This window comes from Nocardia kruczakiae NBRC 101016, assembly GCF_001612965.1.
Lineage (GTDB): Bacteria > Actinomycetota > Actinomycetes > Mycobacteriales > Mycobacteriaceae > Nocardia > Nocardia kruczakiae.
The window spans coordinates 84210-102755 of sequence record NZ_BDBL01000033.1 but is presented as its reverse complement, the minus strand read 5'-3'; the positions used below and the strand labels follow the sequence as shown (position 1 = coordinate 102755).

Here is an 18546-nt window from a genome sequence, read left to right as displayed (position 1 = left end):
CGGCCGCCCCGGCGCCCGCACTGGCGCAACCCAATCCGGCCGTGCGCCCGACCGCTGCCACCAGCGGACTGCCCGAGGTGAAGACGCTGGCCGTGCTCGGCGGCGTGATCGCCATGGCATTGGCCGCGGCCGGCTCCGGCGCGGTGAGTTTCCAGAGTGCCTCCGCCGCGCAGGCGCGCATCGACGCCGCACGCGCGGAATTCTTCGGACCGAGGGCCTGAGGGGGCGCCAGATGACCGAGAGCCGGATTCAGACGGGCCGCTCCTACCGCCGCGTCGCCGCCGCCGTCGACGCGGTGTGCGCGGTCGCCGCCGATTTCGACGCCACCACGCTGGAGGAGGTGGTCCTCGCGATCGCTGCCGAACGCGGCCGCATGATCGAGATCGCCGATGCTCAGCTCGGTCCGGGCGTCTGCGGTCAGCGCCGCAGCTATCCGGACAAGGACGTGATCGTGCTGGCCGCGGCCCTGCCCAGCCGCGACCACACCCTCGCGCACGAACTGGGCCATGTGGTCTTCGACCACCCGGGTGAACCGGCCGCCGAGGTGACGCTCGAGGCCAGCGACGATCTGATCGCCTACATGCTGTCCCAGCGCGCGCATCAGCAGATCGTCGACGACGGGCGCGACGATCAGTACGAGTGGGAAGCCGAAACCTTCGCCGGCATGCTGATGACCCGCCTGCGCGTCTTCAACAACCGCGGCGCCGGTGTCTCGGTGCTCCGATTCGACGAGGCCCTCGGATGACCGAGCGGCCCGGGGGCGGCAGCCTGCGTAACCATGGAGGGCCTCTCGGTCATCCGCAGAAGGCTCGTCTGACGAAGGGGACAGACTAGGTATGACGTTCTGGTTGACGGCCCTGCTGGTGTGGATGGCGGCCGGTGCCCGCATCGGTCGCGTCCTGGTGAAGCCCGCGACCACGGCCCGGGTGGCGATCGTGATCGCGGTCGCGGCGGTGGCCGCCGCGTCCACCCTCGGCATACCCGAGATCGCGGTCGCGGTGGATCACGCGCTGCCGCAGGGCATCAACGGCGCTGCGCTGGCCGACCGGCTGGTGGTGGCGACCTGGCTGCTGTTCGCGGTGGCCACGTCGGTGGTGGCGGCCGCCGCGTGGCCGGTGGTCTCGCGTCGGAATCTGCGCCAAATCGCCTGGATGGTCTACGGTTTCGGCGCCCTGGTCATCGCCGCCACCATCGGGTGGTCGATGTTGTTCGGCTGGGTCATGACCCTGCTCGGCTGCGCCTTCATCGCCGTCACCGGTCTGCGCAATCTGGACTGGACGGCGCTGGGACGCGGTATCGCGCTCTACACCACCGGCACGGTCGTCGCGGGAGTGCTTGCGGCGCTGTCGATTCGGCGGCTGGCGAGCGGTGAACAACCCGTGCGGCCCGGCGATCCGGGCTGGTTCTGGCCGGCCTGGCAGCTCGCGAGCCTGCTGATCGCGGTCGGCGCGGTATGGATCGTGATCGAGCTCTGGGTGCGGGCGCGCCTGCTGCTGCGCCAGATTCGGGCCCTGCACCGCACGATGATCAAGCGTTTCCCCGAGGTGGTGGCACACGAGCAGACGGTGTCGGCCACCCAGCTCAAGGCTTCCGATCAGGTGGCCCAGATCATGGACGCGCTGTATCTGCAGACCGGCGGCGGCATGGAGTTGGCGGCGGCCGGTGCGCCCGCCCGCTCGGTCACCGACCGTGCCGAACGGGTGGCCCGCTGGGCCCGCAATCCGCTCGGTGACGACATCGTCGACGCCCGTTGGATCGCACCGCCGGAGGGACTGAGCTCGCGCGGTTGGGTGCAGGCGATCGCCCGCGCCTTCGAGCGCACCGCGACCGACCGGAAATCAGCGGTCACGCAGGCGGATTGATCATCGGTGCGACCGGACCGATTGGGCGGCGGTCCGTTCGCACAGTGGAGACCGAAGCGTCTCCGCCTCGGTCTCAGGTCACAAGACAACACAGTGCGGTTCCGAGTGCCGCACTGTGTTGCCTTGTCCAACTTGCTATTCCGTGCCGTCCGGTGGAACCTCGGGTAGACCCTCACTCGCCCGGAGCTTTTCGGCCATCGAGGTCAGGAGGTTCTGCGACTCTTCGGAGAGATCGAACGCCCTGCTCGACAGCCGACGCAGTCCATAGCCCTGCAGCTGGGACAGCAACTCCAGATCATGGTCGATCTTGGCGGCGTAGATGTCGTTGAAGAAGTAGTCCGGTTTGACCTTGAAGAACTTTGCCAGTGCGGCAACCGTCTCATCTGAGGGGTTCGTCCGCTGACCCGACCGCAACTGCGAGAGATACGGTTTCGAGATCGGATGCCCGGAGGCGGTGAGCGCTGCCGCCACCTCGGCATTGGTGTGCGGCTTACGCCCCGGGGGATGCACGGTTTCGAACAGCTTGTTCAGCCGCGCCGCGAAATCAGCCATTGTGAGCCGCCCAATTCCCTTCGCTGTACTAACAGTCGTTATCTCGGATACGTATCATTGATATTAGCGGCTGAGTAACTGAAAACCTACGCCTGATTCAGGATTTCCTTGAAGCTTCCAGGTCGGCCGTCCGGGAACTGTTCAGCGTCGGCACGTTTGCGGGGCAACGCGCCCTCACTGGTCGAGGGGCAGTACGCTCCGGTTCTGGCCCGTCGAACGAGTCTCGTTCAACGGGCCATTGATAACCGAAAGATAGCTGACATCTCATCCTTTTGTCTGTATCGCAGTTTGTGTGGCGTACGACACGTCTAGGGGCTGTGAGGATGAACGTTCAACTAGGGAGGAAATCTGTTCGGTATTACAACCGCTCGATGATTGTCCCGGTCGCAAGTGCGCCACCGGCGCACATGAGGACCATTGCGATCGACTTGTCGGAGCGTTCGAGCTCGTGCAGGGCGGTGGTAATCAAACGTGACCCGGTGCTGCCGACCGGATGTCCGATCGCAATCGCGCCGCCGTTGACATTGACCCGATCCATATCCGGCTTGTGCACCGACGCCCACGACAGCGGGACCGAGGCGAAGGCCTCGTTGATTTCGAAGAGATCGATATCGGCGATGCTCATGCCCGACTTCTCCAGCAGGCGCGTGGTCGCCTGCACCGGACCGTCCAGGTGGAACTCCGGCTCGGCGCCGACGAGGCACTGGGTGACGATGCGAGCCCGCGGCTTCAGTCCGGCACGCGCCGCGGCCTGTTCGTCCATGAGCAGCACCGCGGCCGCGCCGTCGGAGATCTGCGACGAGGTGCCGGCGGTGTGAATTCCGCCCTCCAGCACCGGCTTCAGCTTCGCCAGGCTCTCCCGGCTGGTCTCGCGCAGACCCTGGTCGCGGTTGACGTCGAGCGTCTCGCCGGTGAGGGTGCCCTCCTTGTCGACCTGCGGCGCGCCGGCGATGGTCAGCACCTCACGGTCGAAACGCCCTTCCGCCCAGGCCTGGGCGGCCAAACGCTGTGAGCGCACGCCGAATTCGTCGATATCGTCGCGGGTGATGCCGCGCCGCTTGGCGATTCGCTCGGCGGCCTCGAACTGATTGGGCATATCGATATCCCAGCTCGCGGGGCGGCGGGGGCCGGCGTTCTCGCCCACGTTCGCGCCCAGCGGGACATGGCTCATGGATTCGACGCCGCAGGCGACGCCGATGTCGATCGCGCCCTGGGCGATCTGCCCCGCGATCAGGTGGTTGGCCTGCTGGGCCGAACCGCACTGGCAGTCGATGGTGGTCGCGCCCACCTGCCAGGGGAGTCCGGCGTGCAGCCACGCGGTGCGGGTCACGTTGTTGCTCTGCTCGCCGACCTGCATGACGCAGCCGCCGATGACCTGTTCGACCAGTGCCGGATCGAGCTGTGCGCGCTCGAGGACGCCGCGCTGGGCCGCGCCGAGCACCTCGGCGGCGTGCAGGCCGGCCAGCCAGCCGTTGCGTTTGCCGATCGGGGTGCGCGCGGCCTCGACGATGACGGGGGTGCCCATAACTTCAACCTTTCGAACAGGATCCGTATCAGCACAGAAACTGGAACAAGTTCTGTGGATGTACTGAGGGCGGACTATGGCTTCTTTACTACTGATACCACCTATGCTGCAATGAAGGTAGAACGTGTTTCAGTTAGTCGAAGGAGACAACTGGTGGTTGACACCCATGTAGCTCCGAACCTCCCCGAGGGGTTCGACGCCACAGATCCCGATATGTGGGCCCGCGGCATTCCCGTCGAAGAGTTCGCGGAGCTGCGCCGGGCCGCGCCGATCTGGTGGAACCCGCAGTCTCCGGAGGTCGGAGGGTTCCACGACGACGGCTTCTGGGTCGTGTCCAAGCACGCCGATGTCAAGGAGGTCTCGCGGCGCGACGATTTCTCCACCTACGAGAACACCGCGATTCCCCGCTTCAACGACGACATCCCGCGCGAGGCCATCGAGCTGCAGCGCCACATCCTGATCAACAAGGATGCGCCCGAACACACCAAACTGCGCAAACTGATCTCCAAGGGTTTCACCCCGCGCGCGATCAACGGCCTGCGCGCGGAGCTGTCCGCGCGCGCCAAGTCGATCGTCGACGCGGCCGCGGCCAGCGGGGCCGGCGACTTCGTCACCCAGGTGGCCTGCGAGCTGCCGCTGCAGGCGATCGCCGAACTCATCGGCGTCCCGCAGGAAGACCGGATGAAGGTCTTCCAGTGGTCCAACGAGATGACCGGCTACGACGATCCGGACAGCGATGCCGACCCGGCCGCCTCGTCGATGGAGATTCTCGGCTACGCCTGGCAGATGGCCGAGGCCCGCAAGGCCCAACCGGCCGAGGACATCGTCACCACCCTGGTCAATGCCGATATCGACGGTGAGGCGCTGACCTCGGAGGAGTTCGGCTTCTTCGTCATCCTGCTGGCGGTCGCCGGTAACGAGACCACCCGCAACGCCATCACCCACGGCATGATCGCGTTCCTGGAGAACCCGGAGCAGTGGGAGCTCTACAAGCGCGAGCGGCCCGCCACCGCCGCCGACGAGATCATCCGCTGGGCCACACCGGTGAGCTCGTTCCAGCGGACCGCGCTGGTCGACACCGAACTGTCCGGGGTGCAGATCAAGAAAGGCCAGCGCGTGCTGCTGATGTACCGCTCGGCCAATTTCGACGAGGAGGTGTTCGAGAATCCGTACACCTTCGACATCACTCGCGATCCGAATCCGCACCTGTCCTTCGGTGGCACCGGCGCCCACTTCTGCATCGGCGCCAACCTCGCGCGGCTGGAGATCGACCTGATCTTCAACGCCATCGCCGACCACCTGCCCGATATCACCAAGCTCGGCGACCCCAAGCGCCTGACCTCGGGCTGGCTCAACGGCATCAAGGAATTCCAGGTCGACTACAAGACCAAGGCTTGATTCGCACCCTGAAACACGAACAGGGCGGGCACCCGATGGGTGCCCGCCCTGTTGTCGGTACGGCGGTCTCACTGCTTGCGCATGGTTCCCATCGCGCGATCGGTTTCCCAGAACGCGCGCAGTGCCACGATCTTGCCGGCGTCGTCGACCCTGTAGGTGAACACGCCCTCCGCGTCGATGACATGTCCGCCCAGCTGGGTGCGGATCAGCCCGGTGAAGGCCACCTCGTGGCCGCAGGCGAAGGAGTCGCCGAAGACGAAATCGATGGATTCGGTGGGGGCGATGGCCTTGTCCCAGAACGCCGCGATGGCGTCGCGGCCGCGATGGCCGACACCCTCGGGATCGAAGACCGAGGGGCCGATCGGATCCTCGACGATGCCGTCGGCGGCGAACAGTGCCAGCCACGCCTCCTTGTCCCGGGCGCGCACCGCGGCCTGGGAGGCCCGTCCGGCCAGGCGCGCCGGATGTTCGGTGGTGGTGGTTGTGGTCATCTCGGACTCCCGGCTCGGTGGTTTCGGTGAATTTGCTGATGGAATTGCAAATGTGCTTTCCGCCGGCAATCCGGTGAGCCGGAAATGCCGGCGGAATTACGTGTCACCGTGGTTCCGAGCCCACTACCCACATCGAGAAGTACTGTGATCCGCCACCATAGGCATGGCCGAACGCTTTTCGGGCCCCCTCGACTTGGTAATCGCCCGCCCGGCCCATTACCTGCTTGGCCGCCTCCGCGAAGCGGATCATGCCGGATGCGCCGATCGGATTGGAACTCAATACGCCGCCCGAGGGATTGACCGGCAGCTTCCCGCCGATTTCGGTCTCGCGCGCATCGACCAGCTTCCAGCCCTCGCCCTCGGGAGTGAAGCCCAGGTTCTCCAGCCACATCGGCTCGAACCAGGAGAACGGGACGTAGATCTCGGCGGCGTCGATCTCCTCGAGCGGATTGGTGATCCCGGCCTGCTTCCACAGCGCGGCCGCGGCGTCGCGTCCGGCCTGCGGGTTGACCTGGTCGCGGCCGGAGTAGGCCAGCGGTTCGGTGCGCATGGCGGTGCCGTGCACCCACGCGACCTTCTTACCCGATGCCTCGGCCGCCTTCGCCGATTCCTCGTCGCCGATCACGATCGCGCACGCGCCGTCGGAGGAGGGGCAGGTCTCGTCGAAACGCACCGGGTCCCAGAGCATTTGGGACGCGAGTACCGATTCCATGGTGATATCGGGCTGGCGCAGATGCGCGAACGGATTCTTCGCGCCGTTGCGGCGATCCTTCACCGCGACCATCGCGCCGATGTGCAGGGGAGCGTTGGCCCGCCGGATGTACGCGCGCACATGCGGTGCGAAGTACCCGCCCGCGCCGGCGCCGACCGGCATCGTGAACGGCACCGGATTCGACAGGGCCCACATGGCATTGGATTCGGACTGCTTCTCCCAGCAGATCGCCAGCACCCGGCGGTACACGCCGGCCTGCACGTGGTTGGTGGCGACCACGCCGGTCGAGCCGCCGACCGAACCCGCTGTGTGCACGCGCAGCAGCGGTTTTCCGGTGGCGCCCAGGGCATCCGCCATGAACAGTTCGGGCATCATCGAGCCCTCGAACAGATCCGGCGCCTTACCGACGATCACGGCGTCGATGTCGGCCATGGTCAGATCGGCATCTTCGAGTGCGCGATCGATTGCCTCGCGGCACATACCGGCCATAGAGACATCGGTCCGTTTCGTCACGTGATGGGTTTGTCCCGTGCCGAGTACGGCGGCTTGATTGGTCATCGTCCAGCCTCCAGGATGGCCACCAAGTTCTGCTGCAACGCCGGACCACTGGTGGCGTGTGCGAGGGCTCGCTCGGCGGTGCCGTTCATGATTTCGTTGGCCGCGTAGCCGATTCGTTCGAGACCGGCGGCGAACATCGGATTGCCCGCCAGCGCGCCACCCGAGGGGTTGATGCGGGTGGACTCGCTCAGTCCGATGGCCTGCTTCAGGATCAGCTGTTCGTGGCTGTAGGTCGCGTGCAGTTCGGCGACATCGAATCCGCTCGCATCCCCGCCGAGCACCGCCTTGGCCGCGGCCGCGGTGGAAGGGGAGGTGGTCAGATCGCGCGCGCCGATCATCGGGGTGTCGATGCGGTGCGCCATACCGGTCAGCCAGGCGGGCCGCTCGCACAGTTCGCGGGCCTTGTCGCCGCGGGCCAGCACGATCGCGGCGGCGCCGTCGGTGATGGGTGCGATGTCGTGTTCGCGCAGCGGATTCGCGACATACGGTGCGGCGAGCCGCTTCTCGATCTCGGCGTCGTCGGCGGCCGAGACCGCGGCCATATCGCGTTCGGTCCAGTGTCCGGCGTCGAGCCCGGCTCGGGCCTGCAGTCCGGCCACGGAGACCGCGTCCGGCCACAGCGGGGCGACCAGGTACGGATCCATCTGCATCGTCAGCACCTGCCGCAGCGTGCCGGCCGACGGCTTGCCGAAGCCGTAGACCAGGGCGGTGTCGGCCTGTCCGGACCGGAGTTTCACCCACGCCTCGTACAGTGCCCAGGCCGCGTCCATTTCGACGTGCGATTCGTTGATCGGGGGCACGGCGCCGATCGAGTCGATCGCGGAGATGAACGAGAAGGCGCGTCCGGCAAGGTAATCGGAAGATCCCGAGCACCAGAAGTCGATATCGGACACGCCGATGCCGAGTTTGTCGTACAGCTGCCGGAAGCACGGGACCAGCATTTCGACACCGTTGGTGGTGCCGTAGGTTTCACGGACATGCGGGGCGTGGGCGAAGCCCACCACCGCGATATCTGTTGCGTTGTCGCTCAAGGTGTTTCGCTCCTAGAGGTGGTGCCGGTAGCTGTCGTAGTCCGCGTCCGGCTCGCCGTTGGGCTCGAAGTGGTCCACGTTCTCCAGCGTGTAACCCCACTCCTCGCGCGGCTTCCACACCGCCTTCACGCGCATACCCATGCGGACTTCGCTGGGGTCACAGCCCAGCACCCGGTGCAGCACCGGAATATCGGCGCCGTCGAGCAGTACGTACGCGGTGACGTACGGCGGCTTGATCTTCTGGCCCATGAACGGCACGTTCACGATGCAGAACGTGGTGATGGTGCCGGTATCGGGCAGATCGACCATCTCGTCGGTCGGGCGGCCGTCGATCGGGTCGGCGCCGCGGGGCGGGAAGTACACCTTGCTCTCGGCGTCGGCGCGACCGCCGATCAGGCGACCTTCGACCAGCGCCTTCAGATACCGCGTCTCGGTCGGCGAGGCGGTGTGCTTGTACCGCAGGTCGATCGGCGTGACGATGCCGGTGACCGGTTCGGCCGCATCGGCGTCCGGCGAGGTGGAACCGGCTGGGGCCGAAGAGGTCTCGCCCGGTTCCACGCAGGCGATGTCGTGGATGCTGCCGCTGCGTTCGGCGGCCCAGCGCACCCGCACGCGCAATCCGCTGCGCACCTCGTCGGGAGAGGACACGTCGAGGGCATGCAGCACCGCGGTGTCGGCGCCGTCGAATTTCACCAGCGCCCAGGCGAAGGGGCGGTCGAACGGCTGGCCGGGCAGCGGATCGGCGACCCAGCTCCAGCTCTGCACCGTGCCGACATCGGAGACGTCGACGAAGTCGGTCAGCCGCTCCGCGGTCACCGGATCGAATTCCGCCGGCGGCACGATCACCCGGCCGTCGCTGCCGCGGACGCCGACGATCCGGCCCTCGCGCAGTCCGGTCAGGAACCGGCCGATGGTCGGTCCGACCGATCGGGTGTAGTCGAACTTCATTCGTAGTTCGGCGCTGAGTACCTCGGGTGCGGGTTCCGCTTCCGGACCGCTGCCTTTCGCGATTACGCCGGTCATGGTGTTCCCATTGGTCACGATATCGAGTAGAACAGGTTCTTATTCTGGTGGCAAGGGCTACCTGGAAAGGTGTCCGGCAGCGGGCTCGGTGAAACGGGCCGGGCGGAAGGAGTCGATGATGCGGTTCGGATTGCAGCTCGGATATTGGGGTGCGGGGCCGCCGCCCAACGCCGGGGAATTGGTGGTGGCCGCCGAGGAGGCCGGATTCGACGCGGTCTTCGCCGCCGAGTCCTGGGGTTCGGATGCCTTCACGCCATTGGCCTGGTGGGGCTCGTCCACCCAGCGGATGCGGCTGGGAACATCCGTGGTGCAGCTGTCCGCCCGCACTCCCACCGCGACCGCGATGGCCGCGCTGACCCTCGATCACCTCAGCGGTGGCCGCCACATCCTGGGCCTGGGCGTCTCCGGTCCGCAGGTGGTGGAGGGCTGGTACGGCCAGCCGTTCGCCAAACCGTTGCAGCGCACCCGGGAGTACGTCGGGATCATCCGCCAGGTGCTGGCCCGCGAGGCGCCCGTGGTGAGCCAGGGCGCGCAGTACCGGCTGCCCTACGACGGGCCGGGCTCGACCGGCCTGGGTAAACCGCTCAAGCCGATCACCCATCCGCTACGTGCGGATCTGCCGATCTGGCTCGGCGCCGAGGGGCCCAAGAACGTGGCGCTGACGGCCGAGATCGCCGACGGCTGGCTGGCGATCTACTACACGCCGCGACTGGCCGGAATGTACGACGAATGGCTCGACGAGGGGTTTGCCCGGCCCGGTGCCCGGCGTTCCCGCGAGGATTTCGAGATCGCGGCGAGCTGCCAGGTGATCATCACCGACGACGCCCGCGCCGAGATCGATCGGATCAAACCGGTGATGGCGCTCTACATCGGCGGCATGGGCGCCGAGGAACTGAACTTCCACGCCCAGGTCTATCGCCGGATGGGGTACGGCGCCGAGGTCGACGAGATCACCCGGCTGTTCCGCTCCGGCCGCAAGGACGAGGCCGCCGCCGTGATTCCGGACCAGCTGATCCTCGATACCGCCATCATCGGCGACGAGGACCATGTGCGCTCCCAGCTGAAGGTCTGGGAGGCGGCGGGCGTCGGAATGCTGCTGGTGACGGTTCGTGACGTGGCGCAGCTGCACCGCCTCACCCCCCTTGTTCAGATGTAGAACACGTTCTAGATTCGAGGAGTGACTTCGATGGAGCCGGCGCAGAAGCTGGGACTGTGGAATATCGCGGCCGCCGACCCCGATCGGATCGCGGTCGTCGATCCGTCGGGGCGGGAGGTCGGCTACCGGGAGCTGGCCGATCAGGCCGACCGCATCGCACGAGGCTTACAGGCCAAGGGTTTACAGCCCGGCGATGTGCTGGTGTCGATGGTGCACAACACCACCGAAGCGCTCGCCGTGTACTTCGCGGCCTATCAGGCCGGGCTGTACATCGTCGCGGTGAACTGGCATCTGACCGGTCCGGAGGTCGCCTACATTCTCGGCGACAGCGAGGCGAAGGTGTTCATCGCCGACGAGCGCTTCGCCGAGGCCGCGTCGATCGCCGCCGATGAGGCGAATGTTTCTGCGAGCGCGCGTTATTCGGTGGGCGAGATCGACGGCTTCCAGCCTCTGGCCGAACTCGGCGCGGGGGAGTCCGGACGCCCCGACGTCCGGACCACCGGTGCGCCGATGCTCTACACCTCGGGAACCACCGGACGCCCCAAGGGAGTTCGGCGTCCGCTGACCGGCGCCGATCCCGATGTGGTGGGCCCGCAGGCGACCGGCTTCTTCGGACTCTTCGGCATCCAGCCCTTCGACGACCACGTGCACATCTGCGGCTCGCCGCTCTATCACACCGCCGTGCTGAACTTCGCCTCGATCTCGATTCAATTGGGGCACAAGGTGGTTCTGATGGACAAGTGGGATCCGGAGGAGATGCTGCGGCTGATCGACACGCATCGGGTGACCCACAGCCATATGGTTCCCACCCAGTTCCACCGGCTGCTCGCCCTCCCGGAGGAGGTGCGGGCGCGCTACGACGTCTCCTCGCTGCGCTGCATGATCCACGGCGCCGCGCCGTGCCCGCAGGAGACCAAGCGCAGGATGCTGGAGTGGTGGGGTCCGGTCGTCACCGAGTACTACGCGGCGACCGAGGGTGGCGGCACGTCGATCTCCGGCGAGGAGTGGTTGCGCAAGCCCGGTTCGGTCGGCAAGGCGTGGCCGTACGCGGTGGTGAAGGTGCTCGACGAGAACGGCGACGAGGTCGCACCCGGTGAGGTCGGCCAGGTGTACATGAAGATGGGCGGTTCCAACTTCGAGTACCACAAGGACAAGTCGAAGACCGAGGACGCGCGGGTGGGCGATCTGTTCACCGTGGGCGACATCGGGCATATGGATGCCGACGGCTATCTGTTCCTGCACGACCGGCGCTCGGACCTGATCCTGTCCGGGGGCGTGAACATCTATCCTGCCGAGATCGAGGGTGAATTGATCACCCATCCCAAGGTCGCCGACGTGGCGGTTTTCGGTATCCCGCATCCGGATTGGGGCCAAGAGGTCAAGGCGGTCGTGCAGCCGGCCGAAGGGGTCGCGGCCGACGACGAGCTGACCCGGGAGCTGATGGAGTTCGCCGCGGCTCGCCTGGCGAAGTACAAGCTGCCCAGGAGCATCGACTACCTGCCCGAACTGCCCCGCGATCCGAACGGCAAGTTGTACAAGCGCAAGCTGCGCGAGCGTTACGTGCCCGCGTAGCCGCAGTCTGCCGATCGAGTCCGGACGCCCTTACCGTCCTGCCCTGTGTGGGGCGTCCTCGATCGCGCGCCCTCGAGCCCGCCCGGCTGTGCCGGCGGGCTCGTCGGCGTTGCAGAATACGCGTTCCGGCAAAACCCGCTGCCGCTTCGGCGGAATTAGTAAACTGTGTAAATCAAGTCTTGTCAGGCGTGAGAACACGTTCTATTTTGGTCCTGTGAGCTACAACATAGCGGACCTTGTCGAACACACCATCGACCTCGTGCCGGACCGTGTCGCGCTGGCCGACGACGTCCGCTCGGTGACCTATGCCGAGCTGGAGGACCGGGCCAACCGATTGGCGCACTACCTGCAAGAACAGGGTGTGCAGCCGGGTGACAAGGTCGGCATCTACTCGCGCAACACGATCGAGGCCGTGGAGGCCATGGTCGCGATCTTCAAGGCGCGGGCAGTAATGATCAACGTGAACTTCCGGTACGTCGAGAACGAGTTGCAATACATTTTCGACAATTCCGATATGGTCGCGCTGATTCACGAACGTCGCTACAGCGACAAGGTGTCGGCCGTGCGGCCGAACACGCCGAAGTTGAAGACGGTCATCGCCGTGAACGACGGTACCGAAGCCGAGGTGCCGCTGCCCGCGGATTCGGTGGAATACGAAGCGGCCCTGGCGGCTTCGCACGGCGAGCGCGACTTCGGCGACCGCTCCAACGACGACATCTTCATGATCTACACCGGCGGCACCACCGGCATGCCCAAGGGCGTCATGTGGCGGCACGAGGACTGGTGGCGGGTGCTCGGCGGCGGCATCAACTTCGTTACCGGTGAGGCGATCGAGGACGAGTGGCAGCAGGCCAAGGCCGGCGCCGCCGGTGGGCAGATGGTCCGCTATCCGATCCCGCCGATGATCCACGGCGGTTCGCAGTCGGCGACCTTCCACGGCCTGTTCGACGGCGGCAAGACGATCATGCTGCCGGAGTTCAGCGCCCACACCGTGTGGCAGGCGATCGACCGCCACGGCGTGAACCTCATCTTCATCACCGGTGACGCCATGGCGCGGCCGATGCTCGACGCGCTCAAGGAGGGCCATCCGGAAACCGGTGAGCCGTACCAGCACGCGAGTCTGTGGGCGATGGCCAGCAGTGCGGCGCTGTTCTCCCCGGCGCTGAAGGACGAGTTCATCGAGCTGCTGCCGAATACGGTCATCACCGATTCCATCGGCTCCTCGGAAACCGGTTTCGGCGGCCTGTCGGTGGCGGCCAAGGGGGCGACCCATACCGGTGGTCCCCGGGTCAAGATCGACGCCTCCACCGCGGTCATCGACGAGGAGGGCAACCCCGTCGCGCCCGGCTCCGGTCAGGTGGGTGTGCTGGCCCGCACCGGCAACATCCCGCTCGGTTACTACAACGACCCGGTGAAGACCGCCGCGACGTTCAAGGAGTTCAACGGCGTTCGCTACTCGATCCCCGGCGACTTCGCCCGGGTCGAGGAGGACGGCACCGTGACCATGCTGGGCCGCGGGTCGGTCAGCATCAACAGCGGCGGCGAGAAGATCTACCCGGAGGAGGTCGAGGGTGCGCTCAAATGCCATCCGGAGATCTTCGACGCGCTGGTGATCGGTGTGCCGGACGAGCGCTGGGGACAGCGGGTGGCCGCGGTCGTGCAGTGTCGCGGTGGCAACCGTCCGACGCTCGAGGAGCTGCGTCCGGTGCTGACCAAGGAGATCTCCTCCTACAAGCTGCCGCGCAGCCTGTGGTTCGTGGACGAGATCAAGCGTTCGCCTGCCGGGAAGCCCGACTACCGGTGGGCCAACGAACATGCCCGCTCGCGCCCGGCCGACGAGGAATCCCAGGCGTCCTCGAAATAGCCACGCGGAAATAGATAGCTCGCCGAAGTAAATAACTGGCAATCGATATCGCCGCGCCCGCCACCGGAGTGGAGGCGCGGCGATCTCGTATCGCCGGAAGGCGGCGACCGTCGTCCGCCGAAGATCCGTCGAGCGCCATTGCGGAGCCGCGGCCTGCTGAGCACGGCGTCCGTGTCGATGCCCCTACTTCCGGGGTGTTTTCTGTCGGTGCCCTGTGCCACAGTGATCCGCATGAGCGAACAAGCTTCCGCCGGCACCGTCGACGACGTGCTGCAGCAATTCGAGAGTTACCGGCGGGAGCTGTGTGCTTACGCCTATCGGATGTTGGGTTCCTCGTTCGAGGCAGAGGACGCGGTTCAGGAGACTTTCACTCGGGCCTGGAAGGCCTACGACTCGTTCGAGGGCCGGTCCAGTCTGCGATCGTGGCTGTACAAGATCACCACGAACATCTGCCTGGATATGCTCGACGGCCCGCAGCGCCGGGCCCGGCCGATGGATCTGTCCGGGCCGTCGAGTCCGGACAGCCCGCTGCCGCCGCCGCAGCCGGATTACGTGTGGGTGGAACCGATTCCGAACGCGCTGGCCTTCGGCGCCGACCCGGCCGAACATGCCAGCACCAAGGATTCGCTGCGGCTGGCGTTCGTGGCGGCCTGTCAGCATCTGCCGGCCACCCAGCGGGCGATCCTCATCATGCGGGAGGTGCTGCGGTTCTCGGCCAACGAGACGGCCGAGATGTTGACGATGTCGCCGGCCTCGGTCAACAGCGCGCTGCAGCGGGCACGCGCGACCATGTCGAAGGTGCAGCCCTCGGAGTCGAGCGGCTACGACGAATCCGACGACAGCCAGCGCAAACTCGTCGACGGTTTCGTGCGCGCCTTCGAGGCCTACGACATGGATGCGCTCACCTCGCTGCTGAAACAGGATGTGGCGCTGTCGATGCCGCCTATCGAGCTGTGGGTCTCCGGCCCGGAGAACGTCGCTCGGTTCATGCTGTCGGAAGGTCCCTCGGCCTGCCGGGGTTCGCGGTTGATCCCGCTGGCCGGCGCCAACGGACTGCCGGCCTTCGGTCAGTACAAACCCACCGACGAGCCCGGGGTCTTCTCGCCCTGGTCGATCACGGTGCTGGAATTCGACGGCCCCGCGATCAGCGGGTTGAACTTCTTCCTCGACACCGACCGGCTGTTCCCGCTGTTCGGATTGCCACCGGAGTTGCGCGATTGATCCGTTCGGCATCGTGAAGGGCTCGCCGGTCGAATGACCGACGGGCCTTCTTCTTTCGCGGTCACAGAGATATCGACCTCGGAGTCTCGGGCGCAGCGGAGGCGCCCGCAACCGAGGAGTGAGCATTTCCATGTCGACTCGGGTATCCGCGCCGCCGCCCCGGCGGGCGGTACCGCCGGCGTATTTCTCGGCGGGCTCATCACCGAGTACGCCTCGTGGCCGTGGGTCTTCTACATCAACATCCCGATCGCCGCGCTGGCCGTCGTCGCGGCCGCGGTGCTGGTTCCCGGCGGGGCGGCCGCGCCCGGCGGTTCGGTCGACGTGCTCGGTGCCCTGACCGCGACGCTGGGCCTGGGCGCGGCCGTCTTCGCGGTGGTCCGTGCCCCCGAGGTCGGCGCCGCTGCGGGAATCGCGGTGCCGGCGGCGGCGCTCGGCTGGGCGACGTTCCGGTCGCCGGCTCGTGAGCGAGTGCCGGCCGGTGCGTGACCACGCAACCCGCGTGTGGCCCTCGACAAATCGGGGGCCACACGACTGTCAGTCGATCGCCTTGGCGGTCAGCCAGATCGTGATGACGACTCCGGCCGCCACCGCCATCCCGACGTGTCCGGGGGAGCGTGCGTAGTCGTAGCTCGAGAGCGCCGCGACGGCCGCCAGAACGAACATCAGCAGACGTTTCACCGGATACCCCCCACCGCTCGGAGTTCCAGCATACGAAAATCGGAAGACGTTGCGCCACAGGAGAATACCGCGATCACATGGTATCGGTATTGCGAGATGTTCGCGGGTGGCCGCAGGGCTCGCGTGGCGCGCCGATAGCTCGGCAAGGCCGGAGTGGCCGCGCCGGGTACGTCGGCGGAGGTCGCGGGGTGGAACGAATTGCGCTGGAGCAGAACATCTTCGGCGAGAGGGAGGCTACGAGCAGGTCATCGGTCGGTGACGGTGTGGCAGGCCTCGATGAGTGCGCGCAACTCGGCACGCGGCGGATCGGGCCGCACCGCGAGATAGCTCGGCATCCTCGGCTCCGGGTTGCGCAGAGGACGCCAGACCACCCCCGGGAACGACAAATTCGCCGCCTGGGCCGCGTAGTACACCGTCCAGCTCGGCGCGCCGAAGCCGATCGCGGCCAGCGTGTCCTGTTCGGTGGTGAACTCCGGTCCGAAGGCCGGTGCGAACCCGGCCTCCCGGCACGAATCGACGACCAGGTCGTAGAGGGTGGGATTGCGGGCGCGGGCGACCAATCGCAGTGGCAACTGCGCGAGGCGCGCGAGGTCGATCTCGCGCAACACCGCGAGGTCGTGCCGAGCGGGGATCGCGGCCACCAGTCGGTCGGACCACAGCGGCAGCAGTTCGAGGCCGGGTTCGTCCCGCGGACCACGCACGATCGCCGCGTCCAGTTCCCCCGAGCGCACCCGCTTCATCCGACTCTCGGTGTCCGCGTCGACCAGTTCGAGGTGGGCGTGCGGGGCGCGGTGAGCGAAGGCCACGAGAATGTTCTCCAGGCGGGTGCCGAGGCCGGTGCTGGTGCCCAGCCGGATCGTGCCGGTGCGTTCGACGCGCAGATCGTCGATGGCGGCACGGGCCTGCGCCACCGCGGCGAGTACCTGTTCGGCATGCGGGAGCAGTCGCCGCCCGCCCTCGGTGAGGCGCACCGTGCGAGTGGTCCGCTCGAACAGTGCGACGCCCAATTCCCGCTCCAGCCGGGTGATCTGCTGACTGACGGCCGACTGCACGATATGCAGCCGCTCGGCCGCGCGTCCGAAGTGCAGTTCCTCGGCCACGGTCAGGAAGTAGTGCAATTGGCGGAGCTCCACGGCGGCGAGATTAATCAGTTTCGGTGAACAGTGCCAGCGCGGTTCCCTCATTTTTCGGCGCGGCCGAACGCGATTTCCTGGTCTCAGCACATCGGAAACCGCACCGGGAAGTGATGACCATGCCGTATCTCACCGTCGACGACGTCCAGCTGTACTACGAGGATCAGGGAACCGGGCAGCCGCTGCTGTTCCTGCACGGCTGGGGTACCAGCGGGCGGGTGTGGGGCGCTCAGCAGGCGGCGTTGGTCACCGAGTTCCGGGTGGTCACCGTCGATTGGCGCGGCTGCGGGCGTTCGGACCGGCCGGTCGCCGGCAACAACCTCACCGGTGTGCTCGCCGACCTGGTGGAGCTCATCCGGCAACTCGGGCTGCATCGCCCCGTCGTGATCGGATCCTCGGTGGGCGCGACCTTCGCGACCGAACTGGCGCTGGCCCGTCCGGATCTGCTCGGCGGCGTGGTCGCGGTCGACGGCCCGGCCTACTGGCCCGGACAGGGGATGCCGCTGGCCGAGATCATCGGCGAAATGCGGGATCACCGGGCCGAATTCGTCGCGCGCTGGGTGCCGAACTGGTATGCCCCGGGAACCTCGCCGGCCCTGGTGGACTGGACCGTGCGGCAGATCCTCGATTCGGGTGTGTACATCGATGAACTGTTCCACCTCTTCGCGACCTACGATCCCCGGCCGCGGCTGCCGCGGCTGCGCACGCCGATCCACTATCTGCACGGCGAGCTGGACGCCGAAATCCCGGTGGCGGTGGCGCGAGCCTGCGCGGCGCTCACACCGGGCGCGCGGGTCGGCGTGATCGCCGGCGCGGGCCATATGCCGCAACAGGAGCGGGCCGCCGAGTTCACGGCCGCCCTGCGCGCGGCGATCGCGAACTTCGCTCTGCAGGCTGCGGCCTGACCACCGAACCAACTGCGACACAAGGATATTCGATGACATTTGCAACAGCCCGAATCCATGGCGGAACCGCCGAGGTCGCCTATGAGGTGACCGGAACGGGTCCGGCGGTCGTGCTGGTCCACGGCACGGCGGCCGCCCGCGACCAGTGGACACCGCTGACCGCGGACATCGCCGACCGCTATACCGTTGTGGCACTGGACTATTCGGGCTCCGGTGACACCGTCGACCACGGCGGCGCGCTCACCGTGGCCGATCTGGCCGCCGAGGTGCGCGCCGTCGCCGACCACGCCGGACTGGCCCGATTCCACCTGGTCGGGCATTCGCTGGGCGCGGTGGTGGCCGCGCACGTCGCGGCGACCGTACCCGACCGCGTGCGCTCCCTGCTGATGCATGCGGGCTGGGTGCGCACCGACGCGCGGATGGACGCCGAATTCCGCTACTGGATCGAGGTGCTGCGCGCCGATGCCGCCTACGGCACCAGCCTGTTCGCGCACATGCTGCCGCTGATGGCGTTCGGCCCGCGCTACTGGGAGCGGACCAGCGCGGAACAGAACGCGGCCCTGATCGAACAGCTGGCGAAGGTGATCGCGCGCGGCGCCGCACGGCAGACCGAGGTGGATCGCACCGTGGATCTCACCGATCTGCTCGGCAACATCGCCGCGCCGACGCTGATCCTGGCCAGTGCGCACGATCGGGTCGTTCCGGCGGCGCAGCAACAGCAGCTGCTCGCCGCGATACCCGACGCCCGCTACGCCGAGATCGATGCCGGCCACGGGGCTCCGGGCGAGGACCCGGCCGGTTTCCACGCCAAGATCATCAGCTTCCTGGACGCGCAGACGGCATGAACGCCCGGGTGAGCGGCCGG

Annotated in this window: 18 protein-coding genes and 1 pseudogene; 11 read left to right on the top strand and 8 right to left on the bottom strand. The window is 67.0% G+C overall.

Features of this window, described 5'->3' with window-relative positions:
• From NK1_RS35080 to NK1_RS23505, 3 genes and pseudogenes are all read left to right on the top strand, one after another.
• Positions 1 to 221, top strand: a pseudogene (locus NK1_RS35080) (cell surface protein); the annotation flags it as partial.
• A gap of 11 nt (positions 222 to 232) precedes the next feature.
• Entirely contained in the window at positions 233 to 745 is a 513-nt protein-coding gene (locus NK1_RS23510) for an ImmA/IrrE family metallo-endopeptidase (RefSeq protein ID WP_039775925.1), read from the top strand.
• A 91-nt stretch (positions 746 to 836) separates the two neighbouring features.
• A complete protein-coding gene (locus NK1_RS23505) occupies positions 837 to 1862 on the top strand; it encodes a hypothetical protein (RefSeq protein ID WP_063011935.1) in 1026 nt (341 codons plus the stop codon).
• Between the two features lie 135 nt (positions 1863 to 1997).
• On the opposite strand, the gene NK1_RS23500 is transcribed toward NK1_RS23505, so the two are convergent.
• Both NK1_RS23500 and NK1_RS23495 read right to left on the bottom strand, forming a co-directional pair.
• Positions 1998 to 2414, bottom strand: a complete 417-nt coding sequence (locus NK1_RS23500; protein WP_014348820.1) for a helix-turn-helix domain-containing protein — start codon at positions 2412 to 2414, stop codon at positions 1998 to 2000.
• Between the two features lie 358 nt (positions 2415 to 2772).
• Positions 2773 to 3939 carry a steroid 3-ketoacyl-CoA thiolase gene (locus NK1_RS23495; RefSeq protein WP_036497647.1) on the bottom strand — a complete coding sequence of 389 codons (1167 nt, stop codon included), beginning with the start codon at positions 3937 to 3939 and terminating at the stop codon, positions 2773 to 2775.
• 213 nt (positions 3940 to 4152) lie between these two features.
• Here NK1_RS23495 and NK1_RS23490 point away from each other — a divergent pair, with 213 nt between their 5' ends.
• On the top strand, positions 4153 to 5337 hold the full coding sequence (locus NK1_RS23490; RefSeq protein WP_051024169.1) for a cytochrome P450: 1185 nt from the start codon (positions 4153 to 4155) through the stop codon (positions 5335 to 5337).
• 68 nt (positions 5338 to 5405) lie between these two features.
• Here NK1_RS23490 and NK1_RS23485 read toward each other — a convergent pair whose 3' ends face one another.
• The 4 genes from NK1_RS23485 to NK1_RS23470 form a co-directional block, all read right to left on the bottom strand.
• The gene (locus NK1_RS23485; protein WP_063011933.1) at positions 5406 to 5828 is read right to left on the bottom strand and encodes a nuclear transport factor 2 family protein; all 423 of its coding nucleotides are present in this window, start codon (positions 5826 to 5828) and stop codon (positions 5406 to 5408) included.
• Between the two features lie 103 nt (positions 5829 to 5931).
• Complete coding sequence (locus tag NK1_RS23480; RefSeq protein WP_063011931.1) at positions 5932 to 7098, bottom strand: thiolase family protein; 1167 nt, start codon at positions 7096 to 7098, stop codon at positions 5932 to 5934.
• Positions 7095 to 8129, bottom strand: coding sequence for a thiolase family protein (locus NK1_RS23475; protein WP_063011929.1), 1035 nt, complete (start codon positions 8127 to 8129; stop codon positions 7095 to 7097). The genes NK1_RS23480 and NK1_RS23475 overlap by 4 nt, the downstream gene beginning before the upstream one ends.
• Positions 8130 to 8141: 12 nt before the next feature.
• Positions 8142 to 9152 carry a Zn-ribbon domain-containing OB-fold protein gene (locus tag NK1_RS23470; RefSeq protein ID WP_063011927.1) on the bottom strand — a complete coding sequence of 337 codons (1011 nt, stop codon included), beginning with the start codon at positions 9150 to 9152 and terminating at the stop codon, positions 8142 to 8144.
• A 118-nt stretch (positions 9153 to 9270) separates the two neighbouring features.
• On the opposite strand from NK1_RS23470, the gene NK1_RS23465 reads away from it, so the two are divergent.
• The 5 genes from NK1_RS23465 (at position 9271) to NK1_RS36350 (ending at position 15451) form a co-directional block, all read left to right on the top strand.
• A complete protein-coding gene (locus tag NK1_RS23465; protein WP_063011925.1) occupies positions 9271 to 10308 on the top strand; it encodes an LLM class F420-dependent oxidoreductase in 1038 nt (345 codons plus the stop codon).
• A 30-nt stretch (positions 10309 to 10338) separates the two neighbouring features.
• Positions 10339 to 11880 (top strand): acyl-CoA synthetase, encoded by a 1542-nt coding sequence (locus NK1_RS23460; protein ID WP_063011923.1) that lies wholly within the window; start codon positions 10339 to 10341, stop codon positions 11878 to 11880.
• A 214-nt stretch (positions 11881 to 12094) separates the two neighbouring features.
• A complete protein-coding gene (locus NK1_RS23455) occupies positions 12095 to 13744 on the top strand; it encodes an acyl-CoA synthetase (protein ID WP_063011921.1) in 1650 nt (549 codons plus the stop codon).
• A gap of 231 nt (positions 13745 to 13975) precedes the next feature.
• Positions 13976 to 14965 carry a sigma-70 family RNA polymerase sigma factor gene (locus NK1_RS23450; protein ID WP_036497661.1) on the top strand — a complete coding sequence of 330 codons (990 nt, stop codon included), beginning with the start codon at positions 13976 to 13978 and terminating at the stop codon, positions 14963 to 14965.
• Positions 14966 to 14998: 33 nt separating this feature from the next.
• On the top strand, positions 14999 to 15451 hold the full coding sequence (locus NK1_RS36350; protein ID WP_063011919.1) for a hypothetical protein: 453 nt from the start codon (positions 14999 to 15001) through the stop codon (positions 15449 to 15451).
• A gap of 48 nt (positions 15452 to 15499) precedes the next feature.
• Here NK1_RS36350 and NK1_RS34675 read toward each other — a convergent pair whose 3' ends face one another.
• Both NK1_RS34675 and NK1_RS23440 read right to left on the bottom strand, forming a co-directional pair.
• Positions 15500 to 15643: a hypothetical protein gene (locus NK1_RS34675; RefSeq protein ID WP_157104402.1), complete on the bottom strand. Its 144-nt coding sequence runs from the start codon at positions 15641 to 15643 to the stop codon at positions 15500 to 15502.
• Between the two features lie 245 nt (positions 15644 to 15888).
• Positions 15889 to 16776 (bottom strand): LysR family transcriptional regulator, encoded by an 888-nt coding sequence (locus NK1_RS23440; RefSeq protein ID WP_063011917.1) that lies wholly within the window; start codon positions 16774 to 16776, stop codon positions 15889 to 15891.
• A 23-nt stretch (positions 16777 to 16799) separates the two neighbouring features.
• Here NK1_RS23440 and NK1_RS23435 point away from each other — a divergent pair, with 23 nt between their 5' ends.
• Together NK1_RS23435 and NK1_RS23430 are read left to right on the top strand one after the other, a co-directional pair.
• Positions 16800 to 17681 (top strand): alpha/beta fold hydrolase, encoded by an 882-nt coding sequence (locus NK1_RS23435; protein ID WP_218023161.1) that lies wholly within the window; start codon positions 16800 to 16802, stop codon positions 17679 to 17681.
• Between the two features lie 32 nt (positions 17682 to 17713).
• Entirely contained in the window at positions 17714 to 18526 is an 813-nt protein-coding gene (locus NK1_RS23430) for an alpha/beta fold hydrolase (protein ID WP_063011915.1), read from the top strand.
• The last annotated feature ends 20 nt before the right edge of the window (positions 18527 to 18546 follow it).

Bases quoted from the DNA above. Each gene is read 5' to 3' on its own strand.
- NK1_RS23510 (WP_039775925.1), top strand. From the start codon at position 233: ATGACCGAGAGCCGGATTCAGACGGGCCGCTCCTACCGCCGCGTCGCC.
- NK1_RS23505 (WP_063011935.1), top strand. From the start codon at position 837: ATGACGTTCTGGTTGACGGCCCTGCTGGTGTGGATGGCGGCCGGTGCC.
- NK1_RS23500 (WP_014348820.1), bottom strand. From the start codon at position 2,414: ATGGCTGATTTCGCGGCGCGGCTGAACAAGCTGTTCGAAACCGTGCAT.
- NK1_RS23495 (WP_036497647.1), bottom strand. From the start codon at position 3,939: ATGGGCACCCCCGTCATCGTCGAGGCCGCGCGCACCCCGATCGGCAAA.
- NK1_RS23490 (WP_051024169.1), top strand. From the start codon at position 4,153: ATGTGGGCCCGCGGCATTCCCGTCGAAGAGTTCGCGGAGCTGCGCCGG.
- NK1_RS23485 (WP_063011933.1), bottom strand. From the start codon at position 5,828: ATGACCACAACCACCACCACCGAACATCCGGCGCGCCTGGCCGGACGG.
- NK1_RS23480 (WP_063011931.1), bottom strand. From the start codon at position 7,098: ATGACCAATCAAGCCGCCGTACTCGGCACGGGACAAACCCATCACGTG.
- NK1_RS23470 (WP_063011927.1), bottom strand. From the start codon at position 9,152: ATGACCGGCGTAATCGCGAAAGGCAGCGGTCCGGAAGCGGAACCCGCA.
- NK1_RS23465 (WP_063011925.1), top strand. From the start codon at position 9,271: ATGCGGTTCGGATTGCAGCTCGGATATTGGGGTGCGGGGCCGCCGCCC.
- NK1_RS23460 (WP_063011923.1), top strand. From the start codon at position 10,339: ATGGAGCCGGCGCAGAAGCTGGGACTGTGGAATATCGCGGCCGCCGAC.
- NK1_RS23450 (WP_036497661.1), top strand. From the start codon at position 13,976: ATGAGCGAACAAGCTTCCGCCGGCACCGTCGACGACGTGCTGCAGCAA.
- NK1_RS36350 (WP_063011919.1), top strand. From the start codon at position 14,999: ATGACCGACGGGCCTTCTTCTTTCGCGGTCACAGAGATATCGACCTCG.
- NK1_RS23430 (WP_063011915.1), top strand. From the start codon at position 17,714: ATGACATTTGCAACAGCCCGAATCCATGGCGGAACCGCCGAGGTCGCC.